This window comes from Streptomyces sp. NPDC001406 (assembly GCF_042895285.1).
Lineage (GTDB): Bacteria > Actinomycetota > Actinomycetes > Streptomycetales > Streptomycetaceae > Streptomyces.
In genome coordinates this window covers 78,907-103,798 of record NZ_JBIAWG010000002.1, presented here as the reverse complement: position 1 = coordinate 103,798, position 24,892 = coordinate 78,907, and the positions used below count along the sequence as shown (strand labels likewise).

Sequence of the window (24,892 nt, the reverse complement as noted above, 5' to 3'; positions counted from 1 at the left end):
TCTTCCCCCGGCTCTCACCCCATCAGGTGACTCAACCGGCTGGTGGACGCACCAGTCCCTTTCCGTACGCGTAACGCACCGCCTGGGCACGGTCCTTGAGCCCCGTCTTGGCGAAGAGGTTGTTGATGTGGGTCTTCACGGTCGCCGTGGAGACGTGCAGCCTGCGGGCGATCTCCTGGTTGGTGAGGCCCTCGGCGATCAGCACCAGGACCTCGGTCTCCCGCGCCGTCAGCCCGTCGGGCGCCTCGGCGCGCTCCGGTCTCGGCTCGGGTTCCGACAGCCGCTCCAGGAGCCGCCGTTGGACACTCGGCGACAGCCCGGCGTCTCCGGACAGCACGCTCTCCACGGCCCGCACGATCTCGTCGCCGCCCGCGTCCTTGGTCAGGTAACCGCGAGCCCCCGCTCTCAGCGCGGGGAACATCGACTCGTCGTCCGCATACGTGGTGAGCACCACGACCTGGGTCCCGGGGTACTGCGCCCGGATGCGCCGGGTCGCCTCGACACCGTCGCAGCGAGGCATCCGCAGGTCCATCAGGACGACGTCCGGGGCGAGTTCGGCCACCAGCTTCACCGCCTCCTCGCCGTCGCCCGCGGCCCCGACGACCTCGACGCCCGGCAGCAGCCCGAGCAGCATCACGATGCCCTCCCGGACCACGGTCTGGTCGTCCGCCACGACCACCCGCGCGGGCCTCTTGCCTGCCTCCTCCGTCATACGGGCACCTTCAACGTCACCGCGAACCCCTCCTCGTCCGGCCGGGCCTCCAGCGAACCGCCCAGCAGCTCGGCACGCTCCCGCATGCCCAGCAGACCGTACCCGGCGCCCGACCCGGTGAGTTCGCCCGCCGCACCGCCCGAGTCCCGCACGTCCAGGGTCACTTCATGGTCGCTGTAGTCCAGCCACACCCGGACCTTGGCGCCGTGGGCATGCTTGCGCACGTTCGTCAGCGCCTCCTGGGCGACCCTGCGCACGGCCTGCGACGCCTCCGCGGGCAGCGGTCTGCGCTCACCCGTGACGGTGACCTCGGCGCCGTCGGCCGCGCTGACGAGCTCGCCGAGGAAGTCCTCCAGCGGGGTCAGTTCACCGCGCAGCGCGGAGAGTGCCTGCCGGGTCTCGGCGAGACCGTCCCGGGCCATCCCCCGTGCCGCCACCACCCGTTCCAGGATCTGCTCCCGGTCGGCGCCCCGCTCGATCAGCAGGCGGGCCGCCTCCAGGTGCACGAGCTGCGCCGAAAGGCTGTGCGCGAGCACGTCGTGGATCTCCCGCGCGATCCTGGCCCGCTCCGCCAGCGCCGCCGACTCCGCCTCGGCCACCCGGGCGGCACGCTCCTGCGCGAGCAGACGCTGGGCGTTGCCGCGCGCTTCGGCGTCGAGGCGTAGGACATAGCCGGCGAGGGCCATGCCCGCGACGGTGGCGGCGGTGGTCAGCCAGACGTCGTTGTTGAAGGCCGAGTACGAGGCGAGGGCCACGGAGGTCACCGGCAGAGCGGCGCCGAGGGGCAGTCGCTCCAGGGCGGAGATGCCGCACCCGCACCAGATCACGAGGGCAGGCCCCTTGAAGCCCGTGGCCTGTGCGGCTACCGCGATGCCCAGCAGCACGCCGATGAGGGCCAGGGAGGGCACGAGCCGGTGCGCGTAGGTCGTGCGGAAGAAACCCCAGGAGACGACTGCGGTCACCACGACGCCCACGGCGGCGGCGACCGCGCCCAGGGCATGGACGTGACGTGCGCTGAAGGCCTCCCAGAGGAGTATGGCGAGCACCAGGACCCTCACGGCCCAGGCGAGCATCAGCCGGGGCCGGGAGATACCCGCGCGGCCGAGCGCCTCGCGGGACGGCCAGCGCGTCCAGGCGTTCTCCGTCATACACGCTCCTTCCACGCCGGTCCGGCCACGCTGTCACCGTACGCCGCGCCCTGTGCGGCGGGTGTCCTCAGCAACTGCGCACGCCAGGCCAGGATCCCGGAGCGGACCAGCAGAGTGCCCGCGAGGGCGACCATCAGGGCGGAGCTGTCCTGGTGCACGCCAACCAGGGCGCCGAGCGCGAAGAGTCCGACGCGCACACCGATGCCCACGGCCCAGACGAGCACGCTCGCCTTGGTGCTCTTGGTCCAGACGACGCCGTCCGGCTCCTCCCACACACGGGTGGTCCAGGCCCAGCCGACGCCGGTGGCCAGGCCTATGAGCACCTCGGCGGCGAGCAGCAGAGCGGACCCGGTGCGGTGGTGGGCGTCGAGTATGCCGGGCTCGCGCAGCGCGAGGACCGCGAGGATCACGGGCACGGCCCACCAGCGCCGGTCGGTCTCGATCGGACGGGCGCGGAACTGCCGTACCACCACCAGCGCGACAACGGCCGCGATCACCAACACGTTGACGAGCCCGGACATCAGAGCCTCCGTGAGCGGGAAGGGGATGCCGGCAGCGAGTCCTGCCGACGCCTTCGACGCTACGGAAATTCACAGGTCAGCAGATCGGAGCGAGGGTGGATCGTGGGTGGATCCCCGCGGGCGGGCCTCATCCACCCACGGGTGGAGAAACGGCGAGGCCGCACTCGTACCGTGAGGCCGCACGAGTATCACGAAGTGATGCGAGCCCCGCAGAACCAGGCGAGTACCGCCGAGTCACACCCACCTGGGCCGGTCACGGAACCGGCCCAGGCCCGGCGCTGCCGCTACGCGTCGATCCGCGACCGGTCCAGCGTCGCCGCCGAGCTGGAGATGAACTCCTTGCGGGGCGCGACGTCGTTGCCCATCAGCAGATCGAAGACCTGCTCGGCGGCCTCCAGGTCGGAGAGGTTGATCCGGCGCAGGGTGCGGTGGCGCGGGTCCATCGTGGTCTCGGCCAGCTGGTCCGCGTCCATCTCGCCCAGACCCTTGTAGCGCTGGATGGAGTCCTTGTACCGGACGCCCTTGCTCTGGAACTCCATGAGCTTGTCGCGCAGCTCACGGTCCGAATAGGTGTAGACGTACTTGTCCTGGCCCTTCTTCGGCTGGACGAGCTCGATGCGATGCAGCGGCGGCACCGCGGCGAAGACGCGGCCGGCCTCGACCATGGGCCGCATGTAGCGCTGGAACAGCGTCAGCAGCAGGCACCGGATGTGGGAGCCGTCCACATCGGCGTCCGTCATCATGATGATCTTGCCGTACCGGGCCGCGTCGAGGTCGAAGGTCCGGCCCGAGCCCGCCCCTATGACCTGGATGATCGCGCCGCACTCGGCGTTCTTCAGCATGTCCGTCACGGACGACTTCTGGACGTTGAGGATCTTGCCGCGGATCGGCAGGAGCGCCTGGAACTCGGAGTTCCGGGCCAGCTTCGCCGTGCCGAGCGCGGAGTCTCCCTCGACGATGAACAGCTCGCTGCGCTCGACGTCGTCACTGCGGCAGTCGGCGAGCTTGGCGGGCAGGGACGAGGACTCCAGGGCCGTCTTGCGGCGCTGCGCGTCCTTGTGCTGGCGGGCCGCGATGCGCGTACGGGCGGCGGCGACCACCTTCTCCATGACCACCCGGGCCTGGGCGGCCGCGTCGCGCTTGGTGGAGGTCAGGAAGGCCTTGAGCTCCTTGGCGATCACGTTGTTCACGATCCGGCGGGCGGCCGACGTGCCGAGGACCTCCTTGGTCTGGCCCTCGAACTGCGGTTCCGCGAGACGGACGGTGACGACCGCGGTGAGTCCCTCGAGGGCGTCGTCCTTGACGATGTCGTCCTCGGCGACGCGCAGCAGCTTCTTGGCGCGCAGCACCTCGTTCAGCGTTTCCTTGACCGCCTGCTCGAAGCCGGCGACATGGGTGCCGCCCTTGGGAGTGGCGATGATGTTGACGAACGACCTGAGGGTCGCGTCGTAGCCGGTCCCCCAACGCATCGCGACGTCGACGCCGAGCTCGCGCGTGACCTCGGTGGGCGTCATCTGGCCGTGGTCGTCCAGGACCGGGACGGTCTCCTTGAAGGTGCCCTGTCCGGTGAAGCGGAGGACGTCGCAGACCGGCTTGTCGGTCGCCAGGTACTCGCAGAACTCACTGATGCCGCCGTCGAAGCGGAAGGATTCCTCGCCCTTGCTGCCGCCCTCGCCCAGGCCGTACTCGTCGCGGACGACGATGGTGAGGCCGGGCACGAGGAACGCGGTCTGGCGGGCGCGCTGGTGCAGCGTCTCCAGGTCGAGCTTCGCGTCCTTGAGGAAGATCTGGCGGTCGGCCCAGTAGCGCACGCGCGTGCCGGTGCGGGTCTTGGGGATCCTCTTGGCCTTGGCCAGGCCGCTCTTGGCCTCGAACTTGGCATCCGGGCCGTCCGTCGCGAAGGCACCCGGGACGCCGCGGCGGAAGCTGATGGCGTGGGTGTGGCCGCCGCGGTCCACCTCGACGTCGAGACGGGCGGACAGCGCGTTGACCACGGAGGCACCGACGCCGTGCAGACCGCCGGAGGCCGCGTACGAGCCACCGCCGAACTTGCCGCCGGCGTGCAGCTTGGTCATGACGACCTCGACTCCGGACATGCCTGTCTTGGGCTCGACGTCCACGGGGATGCCGCGGCCGTTGTCCCGCACTTCCACGGAGCCGTCGTCGTGGAGGATCACCTCGATGTGGTCGCAGTAGCCACCGAGGGCCTCGTCCACGGAGTTGTCGATGATCTCCCACAGGCAGTGCATGAGGCCGCGGCTGTCGGTCGATCCGATGTACATACCGGGGCGCTTGCGCACGGCCTCGAGGCCCTCGAGGACGAGCAGGTGCCGCGCGGTGTAGTTGGAACCGTCCCGGTCTGCTCCTGCCAGCAGCGCTGTGGACGGCACGGACTTATCGGCGGTCACGCGGTTCGCTCCTCGCTGAATTTCAGTTGGGCCCCTTCTGGGTAGGGGCCCGGCTTCGGTCGCCGCTCAGAGGGTACCGAGGCCTGGTAGAGCCGTTGTAACGCCACCCTCACTCTGAACTCAGACTAGTCCAGAGTCGCATGCGTGTTCGATCCCTCGATGGAGTGAAGTACATATCACGTTCCCTTCGAGGCATGAACCATTTAGGCTCCGGGCACGTCCTCATGAACAACCGGCAAGCCAGCCGGGGGGACCCAAACCGATAGACAGCGCGAACCCGTAAGCACACAAAACACGCAATACGGCACATTCGCCGCCAACCGGCAGCAGACAGCCGCCCCGGAAAGATTTTTTCGAGGAAATGCCACGAGCGGGAACGTTTTCGGGCTGGTTGGATGTTGACCCTGGTACGACAGCTCGTCGAGCTAGAGAAGAGGCGACGTGACTACTGTTCTGACCCCCGCGAGCCCGCTGACGGCCGCCGATCGCTGCGACCGCTGCGGCGCCCAGGCCTACCTGCGCGTAGTCCTGCTCAGCGGCGGTGAACTGCTCTTTTGCGCCCACCACGGTCGCAAGTTCGAGCCGGAACTCAAGAAGATCGCCGCTGAGATACAGGACGAGACGGAGCGGCTGACGTCCGTTCCGGCAATCGCCTCCGAAGAAGAGCGCTGACCTCTCGCATCCACGACGAGCCAGCCCCGGCACAGGCCGGTGTTCGGGCGGTCGCTCCTCCCAGGAGCGACCGCCCGCCCTCGTCCTCACGGCCTCTCAGGCCCCCCGGTGCGCCTTCGGTGCCCCGCTCCCGCCGACCTGGCCCAGCGTCCGTACGACCTCGGACACACGGGTATAGACCCCGGGGCTCCCCGCGCGGCCACAGCCGTCCCCCCAGGAGACGAGCCCGATCAGCCGCCCATTGGCGACCAGCGGGCCCCCGCTGTCGCCCTGGCAGGCGTCGGGACCGCCCTGTGTCTGCCCCGCGCACAGCATGGAGCCGGCCTGGTACGTGCCTTCCTCTCTGCCGGGATAGGCCTCCTTGCACTGCTCGTCGGGCAGCACGCGCACGCGCGCGGCATGCAGTTGCCGCGTGTAGTCGCCAGTGCCCGTCGTGTCGCCCCATCCGGTGACCATGGCGCTCGTTCCGGGGGTGTACGCGGGATCACCCGCTGCCGCCATGGTGATGACCGAGCTCTGCGGCAGGGGCTTGGCAAGGGTGAGCACGGCGAAGTCTCCGGTATTGCCGACCGGGTCGTAGTGCGGATTGATCCGGACCGCGCGCACGGCGATCTCCTCGCCCTGGCCCGACAAGAGGTCCGTACGGCCCGCGATGACCCTGAGGTCCCGCGCCTCGTCCGGCGGGCCACCCAGGACGTCCTCGCCCAGGCAGTGGGCAGCGCTCAGCACAGTGCTGCGGTCGATCGCCACGCCACCGCAGAACTGTCCCGCCCGCATACCCCCGAACCGGTCACGGCTGGACAGCGCGACAGTCCAGGGCACCTGTGACACATCGACGGGGAAGCCACCTACGACAATGCTGTCCGCGGCGACGGGGGCCGCGGTCGCCAGCGGTATTGCGGTCGCGGCAGCCGCCAGGACCAGCGGCTGGACCCATGCCCGCGCAAACGTACGACGCATGCTCGCTCCTCACTCAGGGTGCTCTTGGAACACCCAGAGTCATCCAGAGCGCCGCACTGCGCAGCGCGAAGGCCCGGCCCCCCAAGGGGAGACCGGGCCGGCCGTACGAGGGCGACCTAGTCGAGGTAGTCGCGCAGCACCTGGGAACGCGAAGGGTGGCGCAGCTTCGACATGGTCTTGGACTCGATCTGGCGGATCCGCTCACGCGTCACGCCGTACACCTTGCCGATCTCGTCGAGGGTCTTCGGCTGACCGTCGGTGAGACCGAAACGCATGGACACGACGCCCGCCTCGCGCTCGGACAGGGTGTCGAGGACGGAGTGCAGCTGCTCCTGGAGGAGCGTGAAGCTGACCGCGTCGGCCGGGACGACGGCCTCGGAGTCCTCGATGAGGTCACCGAACTCGCTGTCGCCGTCCTCGCCCAGCGGGGTGTGCAGCGAGATGGGCTCACGGCCGTACTTCTGGACCTCGATGACCTTCTCCGGGGTCATGTCGAGCTCCTTGGCCAGCTCCTCCGGGGTGGGCTCGCGGCCCAGGTCCTGGAGCATCTGGCGCTGCACGCGCGCGAGCTTGTTGATGACCTCGACCATGTGCACCGGGATACGGATGGTGCGGGCCTGGTCGGCCATCGCGCGGGTGATCGCCTGACGGATCCACCACGTGGCGTACGTGGAGAACTTGTAGCCCTTGGTGTAGTCGAACTTCTCGACCGCGCGGATCAGACCGAGGTTGCCCTCCTGGATGAGGTCCAGGAAGAGCATGCCGCGGCCGGTGTAGCGCTTGGCCAGGGAGACCACCAGACGGAGGTTGGCCTCCAAGAGGTGGTTCTTGGCGCGGCGGCCGTCCTCCGCGATGATCTCCAGCTCACGCTTGAGCTTCGGCGCGAGCTTGTCGGCGTTCGCCAGCTTGTCCTCGGCGAACAGACCGGCCTCGATGCGCTTGGCGAGCTCGACCTCCTGCTCGGCGTTGAGCAGGGGGACCTTGCCGATCTGCTTGAGGTAGTCCTTGACCGGGTCGGCGGTGGCGCCGGCCGCGGCGACCTGCTGCGCGGGCGCGTCGTCCTCGTCCTCGTCGGACAGCACGAAGCCCGCACTCTCGGCGCCCTCGGGCTCCTCGGTGCCCTTGGCGTCCTCGAGCACCTCTTCCTCGACGAGCTCGCCGTCGTCCTTCTTGGCGGTGGTCTTCTTGGCCGCCGTCTTCTTGGCGACGGTCTTCTTCGCGACAGCCTTCTTGGCGGTCGCCTTCTTGGCAGCGGCCTTCTTGGCGGGTGCGGCTTCCTCGGCGGGATCGACGGCGGCAGGTTCGGCGGACGCGACCGGGGCAGCCGTGGTGGCGGTGGCCTTCCTGGTGGTCACCGTCTTCGCCGCGACCGTCTTGGTGGCGGTGCGCTTGGCCGGACTCTTCGCTGCGACGCTCTTTCGGGTGCGCTTGGGCTCCGCGGCACTGACCATCAGCGTCACACCCTCTTCCTCGAGGATCTGGTTGAGGCTGCGCAGTACGTTCTTCCACTGAGTGGCCGGAATCTGGTCAGCTTCGAAGGCCCGACGCACGTCATCGCCGGCGATCTGCCCCTCAGCCTTTCCCCGCTCAATGAGCGCCATGACAGAGACGGACTCGGCAATCTCCGGCGGGAGCGTACGGGATGTGCTGGCCGACACGAACAACCTCTCGGAACGTTGGAAAACGGCTTTCGGCCCCGTCCAAAATGGACTGGAGCCGACCGCCGGCTTGGGGATGGGCCGACGGCGCGGGCGGGGGCCGGGAAGATTCACAGCGCCTTGAACGGCGTCCGTATTCCCTCCGCGGCTGTCACCTCTTAGGTCATCGCGCTGATCCCGTGAGCGTTACGCCCAATCTGCGTGGCCCGAGTCACACCGCGTAACCACTCAAAAACGGTCAGACACGGGCAGATGATGTCACCGATGTCCTTGACCGAGGCCGCACCGACGCATATGCCACCTTGTCGCACCGCCGGACCCCGCCGGACTTCTGAGGGTCCGGCGGGGTCCGGTGGCAGACGGGTTCCGGGGCCCGGCGCAGCCACGAGAACGCGGCACTCACCGACCGCACCGCCCGCGGGGCGGGCTCAGTGTTCGCGTGGCGCAGGCACCACGCGCTCCACCTCGGGATGAACGGTCAGCAGTTGCCGCATGGCCGCCTCGGCCGCCGCACCGTCGCCGGTGCCCAGGGCGTCGACGATCCGCGCGTGCTGGGCCAGTGACCCCTCGTTCGGCCGGTCGCAACCGGTGACCGGGCCGCCGGAGACCTGCAGGGCGGCCGACACGATGCCCGAGAGGTGCTCCAGCATGCGGTTGCCCGCGATCTGGATGAGCAGCGTGTGGAACTCGGAGTCGGCGCGGGAGAAGGTGAGTGCGTCACCCTGCCCCATGGCGTGGCTCATGATCTCGACCATGTCGGAGAGGCGCTGCTGGACGTCCTCGCGCCCGTGCCCGGCGGCGAGGCGCGCGGCGAGCGGCTCGATCGTCCAGCGCAGCTCGCTCAGCTCGCGCCGCTGGTCGTCACGCTGCGGCCCGAAGGCCCGCCACTCGATGATGTCCGGGTCGAGAAGGTTCCAGTCGCTGACGGGACGCACGCGCGTGCCGACGTTCGGGCGGGCGCTGACCAGGCCCTTGGCCTCCAGGACACGGAGGGACTCGCGGACTACGGTGCGGGAGACCTCGAAGCGCTGGCCGATCTCCTCCGGGACGAGCGGGCGGTCCGCGCCCAGGTCGCCCGAGACGATCATCTGGCCCAGTTGCTGAACGAGTTGGCCGTGCAGCCCGCGTCCGCGACTGCCCGCGGCGCGCCGGCCCACACGGCCCAGCTCGGGTTCCGCACCGTCCCAGACAGGCGCTCCGACGCGGTCGGTGGCGGGGGCCTCCGTGTAGGGGTAGCGGTCGAGTTCGCCCGGGCCGACCAGACCGGAGTCTGCGGGGCGGGCGGCGGTCATCATGGTGTGCGCAAGGGTACTCACGGAACCTTTGTCGGCGCCGTCTCCAACTCCCTTGAGGTCTTTGGTGAAAAGCACACGAAAGGGTGATCGCTCACCCCGTCGCAATTGACGCCTTATCGGAAAGAAATGGGCGTTCTCCGGGAGGTTGTGTGCACGGGCGGACTCGAAGCGTACGGACGGTCGTCATCGGACCCTGCTCCGCAGGGTCGTCAGCACATACGCGCAGAGCAGGGCGGTCAGCGACAACGTGAGGGCGCCGCCCACGGGTTGGGCGAGCACCCTGGCAGCCGCGGTCAGATATCGCTCTCCCCCGAACGGCCACTGCAGCAGGAAGACCTCCCGCATCCGCCCGGGAAGCCCCGCCGCCATCCGCACCGCGGGCCCCTGCAGCGCCTTCTGCACCAGGGGTACGACCACGACGGGTACGGCGAGGACCGCGGCGAGCCCGGCCGCGGTGGACCTGAAGACGCCCGCGGCCAGCACTCCGGCCCAGGCGCACCCGGTCACGAGCCCGAACCAACTCGCGGTCACCGAAAGCCAGTCGGCGGGAACCTGCGTGAGCTCCCGGCCGTATACGAGATAGAGCAACTCCGCGTCGCAGCCCACGGTGAGGAAGGCCAGCATCAGCGCCGTGGCGCCGGAGACGAGGAGTTTCGCGGTGAGCAGCCCCAGCCGTCGGGGCACGGTGCCGCGGTCGGCCGCCAGGGCGGGGTGGCGGAACTCGTCACCGAAGGCCAGCGCGCCGAGCAGCCCCGCGCCGAGCGCCGCGGGCGGCAGAGGCAGCTCCTGGGGCCACGCCGCGAACAGACGCGCCTGCGCGGTGTGGCCGAGGCGAGCGAGCAGTACGGCGGTGAGCGCGGACACCACGAGCACGGCACCGCAGGTGACGAAGCCCGTGCCGATGCCGGCGGCCCGGCGGAGTTCGTAGCGGAGGGGGCGGAGGGGACTGGGGGCGGGGCGGACGGAGATGGGGGGCGGGAGGGGGGACAGATCACCGGGAGCGAGGGGGTCGGCGGGGCGTGAGTGGCCGGCCCTGAGCCGGGTTCCGGACGCGTGGTGGCGATGCGCGGCGGTGGTGGACGGGGTGGGAGTGGGGTCGTCGGGTTCCGAGCCGTCATCGGTTGCCTCCGCGTCGGCCGTGCGCGCGCCGCCGACCTGGGCCTGCTCACTCTCGGCGGCGGAGACCGAGGCGGCGGGTGGTCCCGCGGGCACGGTGGTCGGCGGCGCGTCCGGAGCGGGCGGACCGGGGTCGGATCGCGACTGACCTGGCACGTAGGGCTCGTCGAGGGACTGCGGCTGGTCCGGCTCGGGGAGGTCGTCGAGGATCTGCGACCGATCTGTGGCGGCTGCGTCGCCAGGAGTTTCCGGTCGATCCGCGGCGGCGGGATCGTCAGGCGTCCTTGGCCCATGCGCCGCAAGCGGACCGTGGGACGTCGTCGCCTGATCCGTCGGCACCGCACCGCCGAACGCCTTCGGCCCCTCCGCGCCCCCCGGGCGGTCGGCCGACTCCGCCCGCTCCGCCGCCACCGCGTCGCCGGGAGTCTTCGGCTGTTCGGCGGTCGGCGACTCGTCGGCGGGGGCCGGGCGGTTCGCCTCCACCGATCCGTCGGCCGGGTGGGATCCGTCCGTCGTCGGCGTTCCGGCCCCGGGGCCCATGTCGCCCGTCTCGTCCGCGAGTTGGTGGACGAGGATGCCATGACGGAACGCGGTCTCCCCTACGTCGGCGGTCGTACTGCCATACACGGAGAGGCGGTTGCCGCCCTCATGTACGACCTCGACGGAGCGCCGGCCGGTGCGGGCCTCCTTGGTGAGTACGGCCGCCAGGCGGGCGGCGTGCGGGCTGCGGACGGCCACGCGGGGGCGCAGGCGGGTGCGGCCGAACTCCGCCGCCTCCTGGTCGGCGACGAGCCTTCCGCCCTCCAGGGTGACGACCTGGTCGGCGGTGCGCGCGGCTTCCTTGGGGTCGGCCGTGGCGAACAGGACCGTGCCACCCTGGCTCGCGTGCGTCCGGAGCATGCCGTGCAGCCACCGGGCCTCGCGGACCGACAGGCCGTGCGCGGGGTCGTCCAGCACGAGGGTGTGCGGGTCGGACAGCAGGACGCAGGCCAGGCCTAGCCGGCGGTCCATGCCCCTGGACAGTGTGCCCAGGCGCTCCTCGCGCAGGCCTGCGAGGCCGACCACTTCGAGGACCTCGTCGGCGCGCCGGGCGGGTACTCCCGCCGCGGCGCACAGCATGCGCAGGTGTCCTCGGACCGAGCGGGCCGGATGCCCGGGCACATCGCCGAGGAGGACGCCGACTTCGCGTGAGGGGTGGGTGATGCGGTGCAGGGGCCGGCCCCTGAAGCAGGTGATCCCGCGGCCCTGTTGGAGTTCGAGCATCAGCCGGAGCGCCGTCGTCTTGCCCGCGCCCGATGCCCCGAGGAGCGCGGTGACACGGCCCGCGCGCGCCTCGAACGAGACGTCGTCGACGGCGGGCGGGTGCGCCTTGCGGGGGTTGCTGGTCAGTCCGAAGGCCTGGATCACCTGAAGCAAGATAGCGCGCTTCGTCAGATTTTTCGGGTATCACCCCTTCTGTCCTGCCAGGGCCGCCCGTCCGGTCTCCGCCGCCGCAGCCTCACACCTCGGGGCGCAGCATCGGGGGGTTGAGCAGTGTGGCGCCGCCCGCGCGGAAGAGCTGGGCCGGGCGGCCGCCCTGGCGCGTGGTCGTGCCGCCGGCGGGGACGAGGAATCCAGGGGTGCCGGTCACCTTGCGGTGGAAGTTGCGCGGGTCGAGAGCCACGCCCCAGACGGCCTCGTAGACGCGGCGCAGCTCTCCGACGGTGAACTCGGGCGGGCAGAAAGCGGTGGCCAGCGACGAGTACTCGATCTTGGAGCGGGCCCGCTCGACCCCGTCGGCCAGGATCTGGGCGTGGTCGAAGGCGAGCGGCGCCACCGGCTCACCGTCACGGCCGTATCCGCCCTGCTGGAGCAGCTCCTCCACCGGTGCCCAGCGCGCGTTGCTCGCGTCGCCGCCGGCCCGGGGTGCCGGCAGGTCGGGAGCGAGGGCGAGGTGCGCGACGCTGACCACTCGCATGCGCGGGTCCCGCTTGGGGTCGCCGTAGGTGGCGAGCTGCTCGAGGTGGGCGCCGCCGTCCTGGACGGGGGAGGAAGGGTCGTGGGCGTGCAGCCCCGTCTCCTCGGCAAGCTCGCGGGCCGCGGCCTGCGCCAGGTCCTCGTCGGCCCGTACGAAGCCGCCGGGCAGCGCCCAGCGCCCCTGGAACGGGGGCTCACCCCTGCGCACCGCCAGCGCGCACAGGGCATGGCGGCGCACGGTCAGCACGACCAGGTCCACGGTGACGGCAAAGGGCGGAAATGCTGACGGGTCGTAGGGCATGCGGCGATCATAGTCGTCTGCCTGACGATAAACACTCCCTTCTTGAGCCGCATCGACAGCTGATCCACTTCCGTCCGGCACAGGGCCCGCGAGTCGGCTCGCGCACCTCGCGCGGGTCGCGTCGTACGAGGTCACACTCCCAACTGCAGGCCCTCCGCCGCCTCCTCGACCATGGCGAGTCCGAGTCTGCTGACCCGTACGGAGAAGGGTGCCCCGGCGATCCGCAGCCCCGTGAAGCCGATCTCTCCCAGGGGCACGCTCTGCACGGGGCGCAGCGTGATCGTCCGGGCCGGGGCGTCGGGGCGGATGCCCGCGAGCGCGGTGAGCAGCAGGACCCCGGAGGCCGCCGCCGCGGCCGCCGGGCGGCAGGCCGCCGGGTGGGGAACGGGTGCGCTCCCCTCGGAGCGCTGCTCGCCCGCGTACATCTCGGGCAGCCGGTGGCCGAAGCGCTCGGCAGCCGCCAGGACACCGCGCAGCAGGCCGCTCGCCTCCTGCTCATGGCCCGCCGCGGCCAGCCCGGCGACGGCGAGCGCCGTCTCCTGGACGCGTACGGCCCCGGTCCGGTGGCCGAACGGGTTGTGTCCCGCCTCCTTCGTGCCCAGTCCGCGCAGCCCCCAGCCGGAGTCCAGGGCGGGGCCGCCGAGCAGCCGGGCAAGCTGGTCGGTCTGCGCTCTGTCGAGCAGACCGGGCGCCGGTTCTCCCGCGCCGAGCAGACCGGTGTCGAGGAGGTGGGCGGCGGCAGCGCCGAGGTGCGGAAGCAGCCGTCCGTCCGGGGCACGGGCCGCCGCCGGACGACCGCCGCCATGATCGTCGATCCAGAAGTCACTTTGGAACGCCGCCCGCAGTTCCCGCGCCCACTGGCGAAGTTCGGTGCCGCCGGGTCTGCCGTACGCCTCCAGGAGATCGGCGCCCAGCAGTGCCGCGCGATGGGCGTGGGCCTGGGTCTCGCAGCGGACGGGGCCTCCGGGCTGCGGGTCGCACAGGTACGTGCTGCCGCGCACGGTGGTGCGCAGCCAGGTCAGACACCACTCGGCCGTGGGCAGCAGTTCTTCGGCCTCCTGCTCCGGGAGCCCCCAGCGGCGGGCCTCCGCGAGCAGGACGGGGAACAGCAGTGTGGCCTCCGTACCCGTGCAACCGGGCGGCATGTGCGTGCCCGCGTCGCGTCGCGGTCCGGGGATCATGCCTGTCTGCGGTCCCGCACCGGTGAGTTGTGTACGGGCGAGGGTGCGCAGTGTGCCGACGGCGAGCCTGGTGCCGAGGGGCAGCGTCATGCGCGCGGCGGCGAGTGCCTCGGCCGGGGCCATGCCACAGCGCCAAGGCGCCCCTGCCGCGAGATAGGTGTCGGTGGGGTGGGCCGGATCCCGCAGCAGCAGAGCCCGGAGATCCTCGATGCTCGTCCGCATCAGGATCGCGGCCCTGGGGTCGTCGCCCGCCGCCCGGGCGTGCGCCAGGGGGCTCGTCGCCGCACGGCCCGCGGCCCTGAGCGGTCCTGCCCCGCCCGGCCGTACGCGCAGTTCCACGGTCACCGTCGCACCTGGTGGCAGTTCGAACTCCCAGCACAGCAGTCCCGCTGAGGCCAGGGCGTCGGCAGGCGGCGGGGCGGCCGTGACCGTGGAGGTCCCCGCGGCGTGGGTCCAGCGCAGGCCGGAGTCGTGGACGGTGGCGGGCAGTTCGGGGCCCGCGTTGCCGGAGGCAATGGCGCTCAGGTCCGCGAGGTCCGTACCGAGGGCCACCTCGACCGGCAGCCGCAGCGGGCGCAGGGCAGCGCTGTGGAAGGTGATGCGCTCGGTGCCGTCGGCGTGCCGGATCCGCTCGACGACGACGTCCGGATCCGGTCCGGCGGCCGAGGCGGTGCGCACCGTTCCCACGAAGCGGGCCTGATCCGCTCCGGCCATCCTGGCCTGCACCGCCAGCGGTTCTCGTCCGCCCACGCGGACCTGGCAGCGCGAGAGCAGCCGTCGGCCCGCCCGGTAGAACCCCTCCAGACCCCGCCCGGCCAGCTGCCCCTCCTCCATGGAGATGGCGAGGCCCGGCAGGGCGACGCAGATCAAGGCCGTGTGGGTGGGCGGAAGGTCGGCGGTGCGACGGAGAACCGATGGCGGCGCGCCTGCGATGGCCCCGTGAGACGGGGACGCGGTCGGACGTGGGAGCCGACCCGCAGGCACGGACGGGAACCGGTCTCGGGGCGTCGAGGAGTCCGGAGACCGGCTCTGCGACGCGGACGACGACCGGCGGGAGTCTTCCATGAGCCGGGGATCCGTGAGTCGGGGAAAAGCTCCGGTCTGCCACGGCGCAGGCATGGGGTCGGGCCCCGGGGCCCGTGGCAGGGTCGGGTCCGCCGTGCTGGTCGGTCGCGGGGGGACTGCTTCGACGGGCGGTGACGGTGCAGGGCTGTCGGGGACAGAGGGGTGGTCGTCGGTTGCGAAGGGCGGAGTCGGCTGATGCATGCGGCGGTTTCTTCTGCGCTCTGTGCGCCTCGGACGTGCTCGGCGCCGGGTGGCGTGCTCCGGAGGAACATCGGACGTGCGGCGGCGCAGCCCGTCCGGGGGTACCGCCACCCAGGTGAACGGCACGGAAGTCCGCCTGGTCACGCCTCCCATCAGGGAAGCGACCGAATGGCCGCGGTTCTTGAGTGCGGGTTCACTCTTCGGACCCATCGCCCGGCGCCGACACCAGTGCGGTGGTAGCGGGCCCCCTGCACTGGGCCGAGTCGGCCCGGCCAGTCGCCACGTGCCCCGACCGGACAGCAGACGCCAAGCGACCAGCAGGCACCAGGCAACCGAGGCAACGCACCAACTGTTGCTCATGCATCCGCCTCCGGGCCATTGCTTCCGGACCGGTTGCCTCCTGATGCGGCGTCGTCGCGCCGCGCGTCGCCCTTCCCTCCGGCACGCGTGCGCGTACTGGCCGGCCTTGAGCCACCTGGGCGCGCACGGCCGGGTGCCGGGGTGCGCGGATGCGTGCCGACCGGCCGGGGCCGTCGGCCCTTCGCGCGTGTCGAGCGCGGCTGACGGTCGGCGCCGTCGGCGGCACGAGCGCGGTGGTGTCGGCGGGAGGCGCTCTCCGAGACACCCGGCCGAGTCGGGGCCGAGTCCGCGTCCGCCTCCGTCCCCTCGTCCTCAGCGGCCTCCGTCTCCACACCTCCCGTGCGTCCCGCACGCAGGCAGCGGCGGATCGCCTCCGGATCCAGTCCCTCGTTGCAGGCCTGGTGCAGGAGGCGGGCGAACAGGTAGTCCGGGTCCGCGCCCAGGGCCATCGCCAGGGCCTCCCTGGCTTCGAGGTCGTCGCCGCTCGACCAGGCGACCCAGCCCGCGAGGGTGAGGGGTGCGGCGGCGTGTTCGCCGTACGGCCCGACGCATCGGCGGGCCAGAGCACGCCACAGACGCAGCGCCGGGCCGGCCTCGTCACCTTCCATCCATGCCGCGGCCCGGTCCCGGGTCGTGCGGTCCTGCAGGCCGAGGATCAGCTTCGCCGCTTCCTCGTGCGTGATCAGTTCGTCGTCGCGAAGGTCCGCGGGGAGCGTGCCGGACACCGACGGCGCTGCGGCAAGCCGGGCCATGACCCGCTCGGCGAGGCCAAGGGTCTCCTCGGCGACCTGCGCGCGCGTCGCGTCGTCGATGATCCTGGGCACCACGGTCATGCCCATGGCGTCCAGGACGATCTCCTGCGTCAGTGCGGCAGAGGTCTCCCAGGGAAGGAGCCTGGCTCGCAACTCGCGCAGCGTGCCTCGCACTTGGATACCGGCGTAGGTGGCCGCTGCCGCGAGTACGGAGGTGCCGGGCAGGCCCATCGGTGTTCCGTCGTCCGGACAGCACCCCTCGTTCGGGCAGCAGTAGGACCAGAAGCGGCCGTCCGAGATGCACACCGCCTCGATGACCGGTACGTCGAGGTGCCCGCACTCGGTGCGCAGCAGTTGGGCAAGCGGACGCAGCCGCCGCATGACGTCCCGGCCCGACTCACCCTTCGCCGGTTCCTGACAGACGTAGGCGACCATCTGCTCGGGCCGGGCGCCCCTGCGCTCGCTGCCGGCCACCAGGCCCTGGGCCAACTGACGGGCGGCCGACTCCCAGTCGTCCGTGCTCGCGGGGATGCCGAGCCGGGCCCGGCCGCCGAAGCGGCCGCGGCCTCCCCGGTCGTGCAGGGCCACCAGCACGATGCTGTCCTCGGGGCGGTAGCCGAGCAGATAGGGCAGGGCGTCGGCCAGCTCGGCCGGGGTGCGCAGCGTGATCTGGCTTTCGTGTGCCGTGGGCCCGAGGTCTGCGATGCGCGCCGTCTCCGCTCGCCCCGCGTCCGCGGCGCGCCCGCTGTGCGCGTCACGTCCTGCGATATCGCCGTTTTCGGAAGGTCCGGTCGTTTCACTGTGATTCGTCATGCGCAGACGATCTCGCGGATCCCGAGATTCCGCTTGGTCCTGTGGATAAGTCCGAACAGGGACACGACAAACAACCGGAGCACTTCCGCCCGCCGTCCACGGACCGCCCGGATGTCAGTGCCGTCCTGTTGTATGGGACGCATGGAGCACACGAGCAACGCGGACCTCAGGACGCAGGCCGACGCCGTCCTCGCCCGTCTCGTCGGGGACGCCACGGGCACAGCGAGACTGCGCGAGGACCAGTGGCGGGCGATCGAGGCGCTGGTCGCCGACCGGCGCCGGGCCCTGGTCGTCCAGCGCACGGGCTGGGGCAAGTCCGCCGTCTACTTCGTGGCCACCTCGCTGCTGCGGGCCCGGGGCAGTGGCCCGACCGTCATCGTCTCGCCGCTCCTCGCGCTGATGCGCAACCAGGTGGAGGCGGCGGCCCGCGCCGGCATCCACGCCCGGACCATCAACTCCTCCAACACCGAGGAATGGGACACCGTCCAGGGGGAGATCGCGGCGGGCGACGTCGACGTGCTGCTAGTCAGCCCGGAACGCCTCAACAACCCCGACTTCCGCGACCAGGTCCTGCCCAAACTGGCCGCCGCGACCGGACTGCTCGTCGTGGACGAGGCCCACTGCATCTCCGACTGGGGCCACGACTTCCGCCCCGACTACCGACGGCTGCGCACCATGCTCGCCGACCTCCCGCCGGGTGTACCCGTCCTGGCCACCACGGCCACGGCCAACGCACGGGTGACCGCCGACGTCGCGGAGCAGCTCGGCACCGGAGGCACATCCGACGCACTGGTGCTGCGCGGCCCGCTCGACCGGGAGAGCCTGAGCCTGAACGTGCTGCGGCTGCCGGACGCCGCGCACCGCATGGCCTGGCTCGCCGACCACCTCGACGACCTGCCGGGTTCCGGCATCGTCTACACGCTCACCGTGGCGGCGGCCGAGGAGGTCACCGCCTTCCTCAGGCAGCGGGGACACACCGTCGCCTCGTACACGGGAAAGACGGAGAACGCCGACCGGCAGCAGGCCGAGGACGATCTGCTCGGCAACCGAGTCAAGGCGCTGATCGCCACCTCCGCCCTCGGCATGGGCTTCGACAAGCCCGACCTCGGCTTCGTGGTGCACCTCGGCTCGCCCTCTTCCCCCATCGCCTACTACCAGCAGGTCGGCCGTGCCGGGCGCGGTGTCGAGCACGCCGAGGTACTCCTGCTGCCGGGCAAGGAGGACGAGGCGATCTGGGAGTACTTCGCGTCGCTGGCCTTCCCTTCCGAGGACCTGGTGCGGCGCACCCTGGATGTCCTCGCCCGGGCCGCCGGCCCCTTGTCCCTACCCGCCCTGGAACCGCTGGTGGAGCTGCGCCGGTCGCGTCTGGAGACCATGCTGAAGGTCCTCGACGTCGACGGTGCGGTCAGGCGCGTCAAGGGCGGTTGGATCGCGACCGGTCAGCAGTGGACGTACGAGGCCGAGCGGTACGCCTGGGTGGCGCGGCAGAGGGCGGCCGAGCAGCAGGCGATGCGCGAGTACGCGTCCACGACAGGCTGCCGCATGGAGTATCTGCAGCGGCAGCTCGACGACGAGGGCGCGAAGCCCTGCGGCCGCTGCGACAACTGCGCGGGAGCGCGTTTCACGGCGGACACCTCGACGGCCGCGCTGGATGCGGCGCGCGTCGATCTGGGCCGCGCGGGAGTCGAAGTGGAACCCCGTCGCATGTGGCCGACGGGGCTACCGGCGATCGGCATTGATCTCAAGGGGCGCGTTCCGGCCGGGGAACAGGCTTCGGCGGGGCGGGCGTTGGGGCGACTGTCGGACATCGGCTGGGGCAACCGGCTGCGGCCGATGCTCGCACCGCAGGCGCCGGACGCTCCCGTGCCGGACGATGTGGCGAGGGCCGTGGTGGGCGTCCTGGCCGACTGGGCCAAGGGCCCCGGCGGCTGGGCTTCCGGCGAGGAAGGCGCGCCGCCCCGGCCGGTGGGCATCGTCACCGTCGCCTCGCGCACCAGGCCGCGGCTGATCCAATCCCTGGGCGCGCGCATCGCGGAGATCGGCAGGCTGCCGCTGCTGGGCTCCGTGGAGTACATGGGCGAGGTGCCGCGCGGCTCCCGCAGCAACAGCGCGCAGCGCCTGAAGGTTCTCGACGGCGCGCTGACCGTTCCGCCCGCCCTGGCCGCGGCTCTCGCCGAGGCCGGGGGTCCCGTTCTGCTCGTGGACGACTACACGGAGACCGGCTGGACCCTGGCGGTCGCGGCCCGGCTGCTCAGGAGGTCCGGGGCGCAGGGGGTGTTGCCGCTGGTCCTGGCCATGCAGGGCTGATCCACGGATGCGCGGGCGCCGCCCCCGTCCGCGGCGTACGCACGTATCGTGCTCGAACGTCACGTACGTTGCCAGGCGCCTCACAAGGTAGGGATATAAGCCACGCACCACCAGATAACAGTCGGTGGCCCCAATTGCTCGTTGCCGCATCCAAGTTCGACAGGAAGAATTGAAGTCCGCTCCCCGCACGGCTCGCTCGTGATCCGGTTGGGCTTCGCTGCGGTGTGCGCTCCCCCGAATCAGACCCCGCCCGCTGTGTGGGCGCGTAGCCGAAGGGAGGAACGTGACCTTCGGATTCGCTCCGTCCTCGGCGGCCTCGTTGTCGACGTCCGCGTCCGCCGCGTCCGCCAGTCGCCTGCTTGAGCCTGCCGAGTGGGCGGCCGCCGGCATCCCACTGCTTCGCAACCCCCGCGAGGTCGTCAGCGGGCTGCACACGCGGCACGGTCCCAGGGCGGCGACGGCGATCGTGGCCGTCCTCGACCCGGAGGAACGGCTGCTGGCGAGCGCCTCCTTCACCCGGCGCCCGGCGCCGGCCGACGGATGGATGTTTCGCAACGCCCTGCTGGACCAACTGCGCCGGGTCATACCGCACGATCTGCGGCGCCGCACACCGGTGCGCACCGCCGTGCTGCTCTACTGCCGTGAGGGGGACGCGCGTTGGACGGAGGAGGACGGCGCGTGGATGTGGGGGCTGCGTGACGCCTGCACGCTGCACGGGCTGCGCTGCGGGGCGTACATCACGCTGACCCGCGACGGCTGGCAGGTGCTCGGCGAGGGCCGTGGCGGCCGCCGCCCGAACTCGGACTCGACACCTGAACCCTTCGGCATATCGGACGTGCCGGCCCCGTCGCCCCGCACCGGCGGCGCCATGTCGGACGTCCTGCGCCGCGCAGCGGCCCGCTGAGGGGCACCGGCTCCGCGTTCGCGTGACGCCGGGCCGAACGACCACCGGGTCGGCCGCTCCCGAAGCGCTGCGCGCCACACAGGTGGAGACGGGACCACGGCGGCTCGGGGAGGGTGTACCGGCCCGGGCTCCGACGGCGCCGATGGGCTCCTCGGAGTTCTTCGGGCGCGGGACACGGGATCCGCGTACGCACCGGTCACAGCGCGTGGGTACGGCGCCTGCGAGATGCCGTACCGCGGACCGGGGACGGATACGACACTCCGGACCCGCCGCTCGACGGGCACGTCGGCGTCGTCACACCGCACGCCTCCACCAAGCCCTGAGCCGCCCGTCCGTCCGGAAGCCGCCCCTCAGCGGGGCAGGGCCGCCACCGGATTCCGGGCACGCCGAAGGGCACACCGTGCCGGTGCCACCGCTGCGGCACCCTCGGCACCCCCGGTGCTCCCGGAGGTGCCGGACAGGGCTCAGACGCCCGCGCCCAGCACCGAGTTGATCTGCTGCGGGTCACCGCAGACGACCAGCAGGGCACCGGCCCGGGTGTGGGCCAGCGGGAGCGCGGTCGCGGCAGCGGCGGCAGGACCACCGTTGACGGCAACCACGACGACAGGACGGGACGCGGCACGCGAGGCCATGGCGGCACCCGTGTAGAAGACGTCGTCGCCCGCGTCGTGCTGGGCCCAGTAGGAGGCTTCACCGAAGGACAGCTCGTGGTCGGCCCACGGGTGCGGTTCGCCGGTGGTGATCACCAGCACGTCACCGGGGGCACGGCCCGAGTCCAGGAGCAGGTCCACTGCCTCCTCGGCGGCGTCGAGGGCACCCTCGACAGAGGCCGGGATCAGCTGGATCTGCGGAGTCGCCGCGGCTGCGGCGGGAGCGGCCGGACCCGACGGGCCCGGCTTGGCGGCCACGTCGCGCGGCGTACGTTGCACCGGTTGCCCGGGCCGGAGAGGGCCGGGACGACCGGGACGCGACGGAGCCGCGGGGCGGGGGCCGGGTACGGGGCGAGGGGTCGGCGCGGTACGGCCACTGGCCGGAGTGGCGCGGGGACCCTGGGCACTCTCGTGAATCTGAGGCTCCTCGGGAATGAGAGGCATGAGCTGATTTTTATCAAACGTTGGTGCGACTCGCGCGACCGGGTGGCACAACAGCGCGGGGGGAACGGTCAGAAATCGAAGCCCAGCTGACCCTCGATCTCAGGAACGCTTCCCTCCGCCCAGCTGCGGACCTTCTTGAGGTGCCGCCACTGGGGCAGCGCATCAAGATACGCCCACGACAACCGGTGGTACGGGGTGGGGCCCCGCTCCTCCAGTGCGGCCTTGTGCACGGGCGACGGATACCCGGCGTTGTCCGCAAAACCGAAGTCTGCATGGTCGATACCCAGTTCGGCCATCATTTTGTCGCGCTGAACCTTGGCAATCACCGAAGCCGCCGCCACCGCCACGCACGAGCGGTCGCCCTTGATCACCGTGCGGACCTTCCAGGGGGCTCCGAGGTAGTCGTGCTTCCCGTCGAGGATCACCGCGTCGGGGCGGATCGGCAAGGCCTCCAGGGCCCGTACGGCGGCGAGGCGCAGCGCCGCCGTCATCCCCAGAGCGTCGATCTCCTCCGGGGAGGCGTGCCCCAGGGCATAGGCCGTCACCCACTTCAGCAGCTCCGCGGACAGCTCCGTGCGGCGCTTGACGGTGAGCAGCTTGGAATCGGTGAGGCCCTCGGGCGGCCGACGGAGTCCGGTGACCGCCGCGCAGACGGTGACAGGTCCCGCCCAGGCGCCGCGCCCCACCTCGTCGACACCGGCGATGACCTTCGCTCCGATCGTGGCGCGGAGGGAGCGCTCGACGGTGTGAGTAGGCGGTTCGTACGGCATGGCGCCCTTAGCCTACGCCGCCGAGATCCCCGAGCGACACCCGGCTCACCCGGCGGGCCCGGGGCCGACGCGGCCCCGGATCAGGCCCCGTCCGGGCGCAGCAGCGGAAGCATCAACTGGTCGATCATCTCTTCGAGATCCTGGTCGGTCCATTCGCTGGCGCACACCTTGGACCGGTACATCATCATCGCCGGAATAGCGTCGAAGACATAGCTGTTCGCCGCATCCGAGCGAACCTCTCCCCGTCCTATTCCACGGGTGATGACCTCACGCAGCAGCCTGATGGTCGGCTCCACAACCCCTTCGAAAATCAGGCCATGGAAGCGCTCGGCCTGCGCGGGATCACATTCGTGAATGACGGCTCGGAGGGCGAAGCCGGGTCGCGAGAACATCGCGCGACGCGCCTGGCGGCACAGGGCGAGCAGGTCCTCGCGCACTGTCCCCAGGTCGGGCGCCTCCGCCGGACGCGGCAGTCCGGCCTGGAGCGCGTCGGCGACGAGATCCTCCTTGGACGGCCAGCGGCGATAGACGGCCGCCTTGCCGGTCTGGGCACCGGCGGCGACACCCTCCATCGTGAGGCCCTTCCAGCCGACCGTACTGAGCTGCTCCAGCGCGGCGTCCAGGATCGCGCGTTCGAGCACGGCGCCGCGCCGGCGAAGGGAGGCCGTCCGAGCGGGGGCGGCCGTCCAGCGCGAGGTAACCATCTGAGTTTCTCCAGCGAGCAGGGTGAAGCGGGGATTGCGGGACTGGGGACACATCGCGCGACGGCAGAGGGGGACGCGAGGCGCGACGGTGAGCTAAGTGAACGCTTGCGTTCTCTGTCAGGAACTCACTACCGTTGACAGGACAGTGAACGCCTGCGTTCACTAACGCCTTCGTGGGGGACTCATAGTGACAACCTCTCAGCTGATACAGAACGAAAAGCCTGGAGCAGCCCGCCGGGAGGGACACCCCGGCATCGCACTCACCGTCATCGCGGCCTGCCAACTCATGGTGGTACTCGATGCGACGATTGTGAACATCGCTCTCCCGCACATTCAAGACGCGCTCAAGTTCAGCACCACGGACCTCACATGGGTGGTCAGCGCCTACACGCTGACCTTCGGAGGCCTCCTCCTGCTCGGCGCGCGAGCCGGTGACATCCTCGGTCGCCGCCGGGTGTTCATGACGGGCATCCTGCTGTTCACCTTCGCCTCGCTGCTCGGCGGAATCGCCCAGGAACCCTGGCAGCTGCTCGCCGCGCGCGCCCTGCAGGGCATGGGTGGCGCCATCGCGTCGCCCACCTCGCTGGCGCTCATCACCACCACGTTCCCCGAAGGGCCGGAGCGGAACCGGGCGTTCGGCGTCTTCGCCGCCGTCTCCGCGGGTGGTGGCGCCATCGGCCTGCTCGCGGGCGGCATGCTGACCGAGTGGCTCGACTGGCGCTGGGTGCTCTTCGTCAATGTGCCGATCGGCGTGCTCATCGCCGCGCTCACCCCGATCTACATCAACGAGTCCGAGCGACACCCCGGGCGCTTCGACATCGCGGGCGCGCTGACCTCGACAGCCGGTATGGCATCGCTCGTGTACGGCTTCATCCGGGCCTCCGAGGAGGGCTGGCGCGACAGTCTGGCCCTCGGCTCCTTCGGTGCCGCCGTGGTCCTGCTGGTGGCCTTCGCGCTCACCGAGATGCGGGCCAAGGAGCCGATCACCCCCCTGAAGATGTTCGCCGACCGCAACCGCTCCGGCACATACGTGATCATGCTGAGCCTGGCGGCCGCGATGTTCGGCATGTTCTTCTACATCGTGCTGTTCGTGCAGAACGTGCTGGGCTACAGCCCGATCAAGGCCGGTCTGGCGTTCCTGCCCGTGACGGTCGCCATCGCGGTCGGCGCGGGTCTCTCGCAGCGGTTCCTGCCCACGTTCGGCCCCAAGCCGTTCATGATGAGCGGTGCGACACTCGTCGTGATCGGGCTCGTCTGGCAGTCGTTGATCACCCCCGACAGCTCGTACGCCGACGGCGTGCTCGGACCGATGCTGGTGTTCGGCTTCGGCATGGGGCTCAACTTCGTGACGGTGACCGTGACGGCTGTCTCCGGCGTCGCCCAGCACGAGGCGGGTGCCGCGTCCGGACTGCTCAACGCCACCCAGCAGGTGGGCGGTTCGCTGGGTCTGTCGATCCTCACCACCGTCTTCGGCTCGGCCAGCAAGGACGAGGCGAAGAAGCAGTTGCCGAAGTTCCTCGCCAACGGCTCGCCGGAGCAGAAGGCGGAGTTCGCCAAGACCCATCAGCTGCCCGCGCCCTGGGGGCACGAGGTGCTCGCCCACGGCATCTCGACCGCGTTCATTCCGGCCGCCTCGATGGCCGCGCTCGCCGTGGCCACAGCGTGGCTGGTGATCAAGGTCCGCAAGAGCGACCTCGAAGCCCTCGCCGGCACGGCGGGCCCGGGAATCGGCTGACCCGACCGGGTCCGCGCAAGACAGCGGAAGACCGGACCACGCCCGGGGGACAGATGGCGAGGGCGACGGTCCGGCCTTCCGCACTTCGGCCAACGAGGCCACGAGGAACACCGACAGCACCAGAACCAGCACGAACGACACTCCCGACACCCCCTGCCACCCGCGGAACCTCTTGCCCGTGCGCATCCGGACGCCACACGGCGATGCCAGGACAACGCCCATCCATCACGCAGAGTTCCCGGCAAACACAGAGAGTTCC

Annotated in this window: 18 protein-coding genes; 4 read left to right on the top strand and 14 right to left on the bottom strand. The window is 71.1% G+C overall.

The window, feature by feature from the left end; all coding sequences use genetic code 11:
* Positions 1-31: 31 nt before the first annotated feature.
* The 4 genes from ACFY1J_RS04545 to ACFY1J_RS04530 all read right to left on the bottom strand — a co-directional run bounded on the left by ACFY1J_RS04545 (position 32) and on the right by ACFY1J_RS04530 (position 4,789).
* Positions 32-712 carry a response regulator gene (locus ACFY1J_RS04545; RefSeq protein ID WP_390707519.1) on the bottom strand — a complete coding sequence of 227 codons (681 nt, stop codon included), beginning with the start codon at positions 710-712 and terminating at the stop codon, positions 32-34.
* Positions 709-1,860 (bottom strand): sensor histidine kinase, encoded by a 1,152-nt coding sequence (locus ACFY1J_RS04540; protein ID WP_390707520.1) that lies wholly within the window; start codon positions 1,858-1,860, stop codon positions 709-711. Before ACFY1J_RS04540 ends, ACFY1J_RS04545 begins: the two co-directional genes overlap by 4 nt.
* Positions 1,857-2,381 carry a DUF1453 domain-containing protein gene (locus tag ACFY1J_RS04535; RefSeq protein WP_390707521.1) on the bottom strand — a complete coding sequence of 175 codons (525 nt, stop codon included), beginning with the start codon at positions 2,379-2,381 and terminating at the stop codon, positions 1,857-1,859. Before ACFY1J_RS04535 ends, ACFY1J_RS04540 begins: the two co-directional genes overlap by 4 nt.
* Positions 2,382-2,665: 284 nt before the next feature.
* Complete coding sequence (locus ACFY1J_RS04530) at positions 2,666-4,789, bottom strand: type IIA DNA topoisomerase subunit B (RefSeq protein ID WP_390707522.1); 2,124 nt, start codon at positions 4,787-4,789, stop codon at positions 2,666-2,668.
* A gap of 441 nt (positions 4,790-5,230) precedes the next feature.
* Here ACFY1J_RS04530 and ACFY1J_RS04525 point away from each other — a divergent pair, with 441 nt between their 5' ends.
* Entirely contained in the window at positions 5,231-5,461 is a 231-nt protein-coding gene (locus ACFY1J_RS04525; RefSeq protein WP_390707523.1) for a hypothetical protein, read from the top strand.
* A 96-nt stretch (positions 5,462-5,557) separates the two neighbouring features.
* Here ACFY1J_RS04525 and ACFY1J_RS04520 read toward each other — a convergent pair whose 3' ends face one another.
* The 7 genes from ACFY1J_RS04520 to ACFY1J_RS04490 form a co-directional block, all read right to left on the bottom strand.
* The gene (locus ACFY1J_RS04520) at positions 5,558-6,421 is read right to left on the bottom strand and encodes a S1 family serine peptidase (protein ID WP_390707524.1); all 864 of its coding nucleotides are present in this window, start codon (positions 6,419-6,421) and stop codon (positions 5,558-5,560) included.
* A gap of 116 nt (positions 6,422-6,537) precedes the next feature.
* Complete coding sequence (locus tag ACFY1J_RS04515) at positions 6,538-8,079, bottom strand: RNA polymerase sigma factor (protein WP_390707525.1); 1,542 nt, start codon at positions 8,077-8,079, stop codon at positions 6,538-6,540.
* Positions 8,080-8,507: 428 nt separating this feature from the next.
* Positions 8,508-9,395, bottom strand: coding sequence for a FadR/GntR family transcriptional regulator (locus tag ACFY1J_RS04510; protein ID WP_390707526.1), 888 nt, complete (start codon positions 9,393-9,395; stop codon positions 8,508-8,510).
* A gap of 162 nt (positions 9,396-9,557) precedes the next feature.
* Positions 9,558-11,897: an ATP-binding cassette domain-containing protein gene (locus ACFY1J_RS04505; RefSeq protein WP_390707527.1), complete on the bottom strand. Its 2,340-nt coding sequence runs from the start codon at positions 11,895-11,897 to the stop codon at positions 9,558-9,560.
* A 91-nt stretch (positions 11,898-11,988) separates the two neighbouring features.
* Positions 11,989-12,747, bottom strand: coding sequence for an NUDIX domain-containing protein (locus ACFY1J_RS04500; RefSeq protein ID WP_390707528.1), 759 nt, complete (start codon positions 12,745-12,747; stop codon positions 11,989-11,991).
* 131 nt (positions 12,748-12,878) lie between these two features.
* The gene (locus ACFY1J_RS04495; RefSeq protein WP_390707608.1) at positions 12,879-14,762 is read right to left on the bottom strand and encodes a glycogen debranching N-terminal domain-containing protein; all 1,884 of its coding nucleotides are present in this window, start codon (positions 14,760-14,762) and stop codon (positions 12,879-12,881) included.
* 788 nt (positions 14,763-15,550) lie between these two features.
* Complete coding sequence (locus ACFY1J_RS04490) at positions 15,551-17,119, bottom strand: DUF4192 family protein (RefSeq protein ID WP_390707529.1); 1,569 nt, start codon at positions 17,117-17,119, stop codon at positions 15,551-15,553.
* 141 nt (positions 17,120-17,260) lie between these two features.
* On the opposite strand from ACFY1J_RS04490, the gene ACFY1J_RS04485 reads away from it, so the two are divergent.
* Positions 17,261-19,426, top strand: coding sequence for a RecQ family ATP-dependent DNA helicase (locus ACFY1J_RS04485; protein ID WP_390730576.1), 2,166 nt, complete (start codon positions 17,261-17,263; stop codon positions 19,424-19,426).
* Positions 19,427-19,709: 283 nt separating this feature from the next.
* Positions 19,710-20,330, top strand: coding sequence for a hypothetical protein (locus ACFY1J_RS04480; protein ID WP_390707531.1), 621 nt, complete (start codon positions 19,710-19,712; stop codon positions 20,328-20,330).
* Positions 20,331-20,794: 464 nt separating this feature from the next.
* Here the strand turns inward: ACFY1J_RS04480 and ACFY1J_RS04475 are convergent, their stop codons facing one another.
* The 3 genes from ACFY1J_RS04475 to ACFY1J_RS04465 form a co-directional block, all read right to left on the bottom strand.
* Entirely contained in the window at positions 20,795-21,424 is a 630-nt protein-coding gene (locus tag ACFY1J_RS04475; RefSeq protein WP_390707532.1) for a hypothetical protein, read from the bottom strand.
* 68 nt (positions 21,425-21,492) lie between these two features.
* Positions 21,493-22,194 (bottom strand): ribonuclease HII, encoded by a 702-nt coding sequence (locus tag ACFY1J_RS04470; RefSeq protein ID WP_390707533.1) that lies wholly within the window; start codon positions 22,192-22,194, stop codon positions 21,493-21,495.
* An 80-nt stretch (positions 22,195-22,274) separates the two neighbouring features.
* Positions 22,275-22,898: a TetR/AcrR family transcriptional regulator gene (locus tag ACFY1J_RS04465; protein WP_390707534.1), complete on the bottom strand. Its 624-nt coding sequence runs from the start codon at positions 22,896-22,898 to the stop codon at positions 22,275-22,277.
* A 187-nt stretch (positions 22,899-23,085) separates the two neighbouring features.
* Between ACFY1J_RS04465 and ACFY1J_RS04460 the strand changes: the two genes are divergently transcribed.
* A complete protein-coding gene (locus tag ACFY1J_RS04460; RefSeq protein WP_390730575.1) occupies positions 23,086-24,633 on the top strand; it encodes an MFS transporter in 1,548 nt (515 codons plus the stop codon).
* Positions 24,634-24,892: the final 259 nt, after the last annotated feature.

Coding starts and splice junctions, on each gene's coding strand:
- ACFY1J_RS04545 (WP_390707519.1), bottom strand. CDS start 712: ATGACGGAGGAGGCAGGCAAGAGGCCCGCGCGGGTGGTCGTGGCGGAC.
- ACFY1J_RS04540 (WP_390707520.1), bottom strand. CDS start 1,860: ATGACGGAGAACGCCTGGACGCGCTGGCCGTCCCGCGAGGCGCTCGGC.
- ACFY1J_RS04535 (WP_390707521.1), bottom strand. CDS start 2,381: ATGTCCGGGCTCGTCAACGTGTTGGTGATCGCGGCCGTTGTCGCGCTG.
- ACFY1J_RS04520 (WP_390707524.1), bottom strand. CDS start 6,421: ATGCGTCGTACGTTTGCGCGGGCATGGGTCCAGCCGCTGGTCCTGGCG.
- ACFY1J_RS04500 (WP_390707528.1), bottom strand. CDS start 12,747: ATGCCCTACGACCCGTCAGCATTTCCGCCCTTTGCCGTCACCGTGGAC.
- ACFY1J_RS04495 (WP_390707608.1), bottom strand. CDS start 14,762: ATGGAGGAGGGGCAGCTGGCCGGGCGGGGTCTGGAGGGGTTCTACCGG.
- ACFY1J_RS04490 (WP_390707529.1), bottom strand. CDS start 17,119: ATGACGAATCACAGTGAAACGACCGGACCTTCCGAAAACGGCGATATC.
- ACFY1J_RS04485 (WP_390730576.1), top strand. CDS start 17,261: ATGGAGCACACGAGCAACGCGGACCTCAGGACGCAGGCCGACGCCGTC.
- ACFY1J_RS04475 (WP_390707532.1), bottom strand. CDS start 21,424: ATGCCTCTCATTCCCGAGGAGCCTCAGATTCACGAGAGTGCCCAGGGT.
- ACFY1J_RS04470 (WP_390707533.1), bottom strand. CDS start 22,194: ATGCCGTACGAACCGCCTACTCACACCGTCGAGCGCTCCCTCCGCGCC.
- ACFY1J_RS04465 (WP_390707534.1), bottom strand. CDS start 22,898: ATGGTTACCTCGCGCTGGACGGCCGCCCCCGCTCGGACGGCCTCCCTT.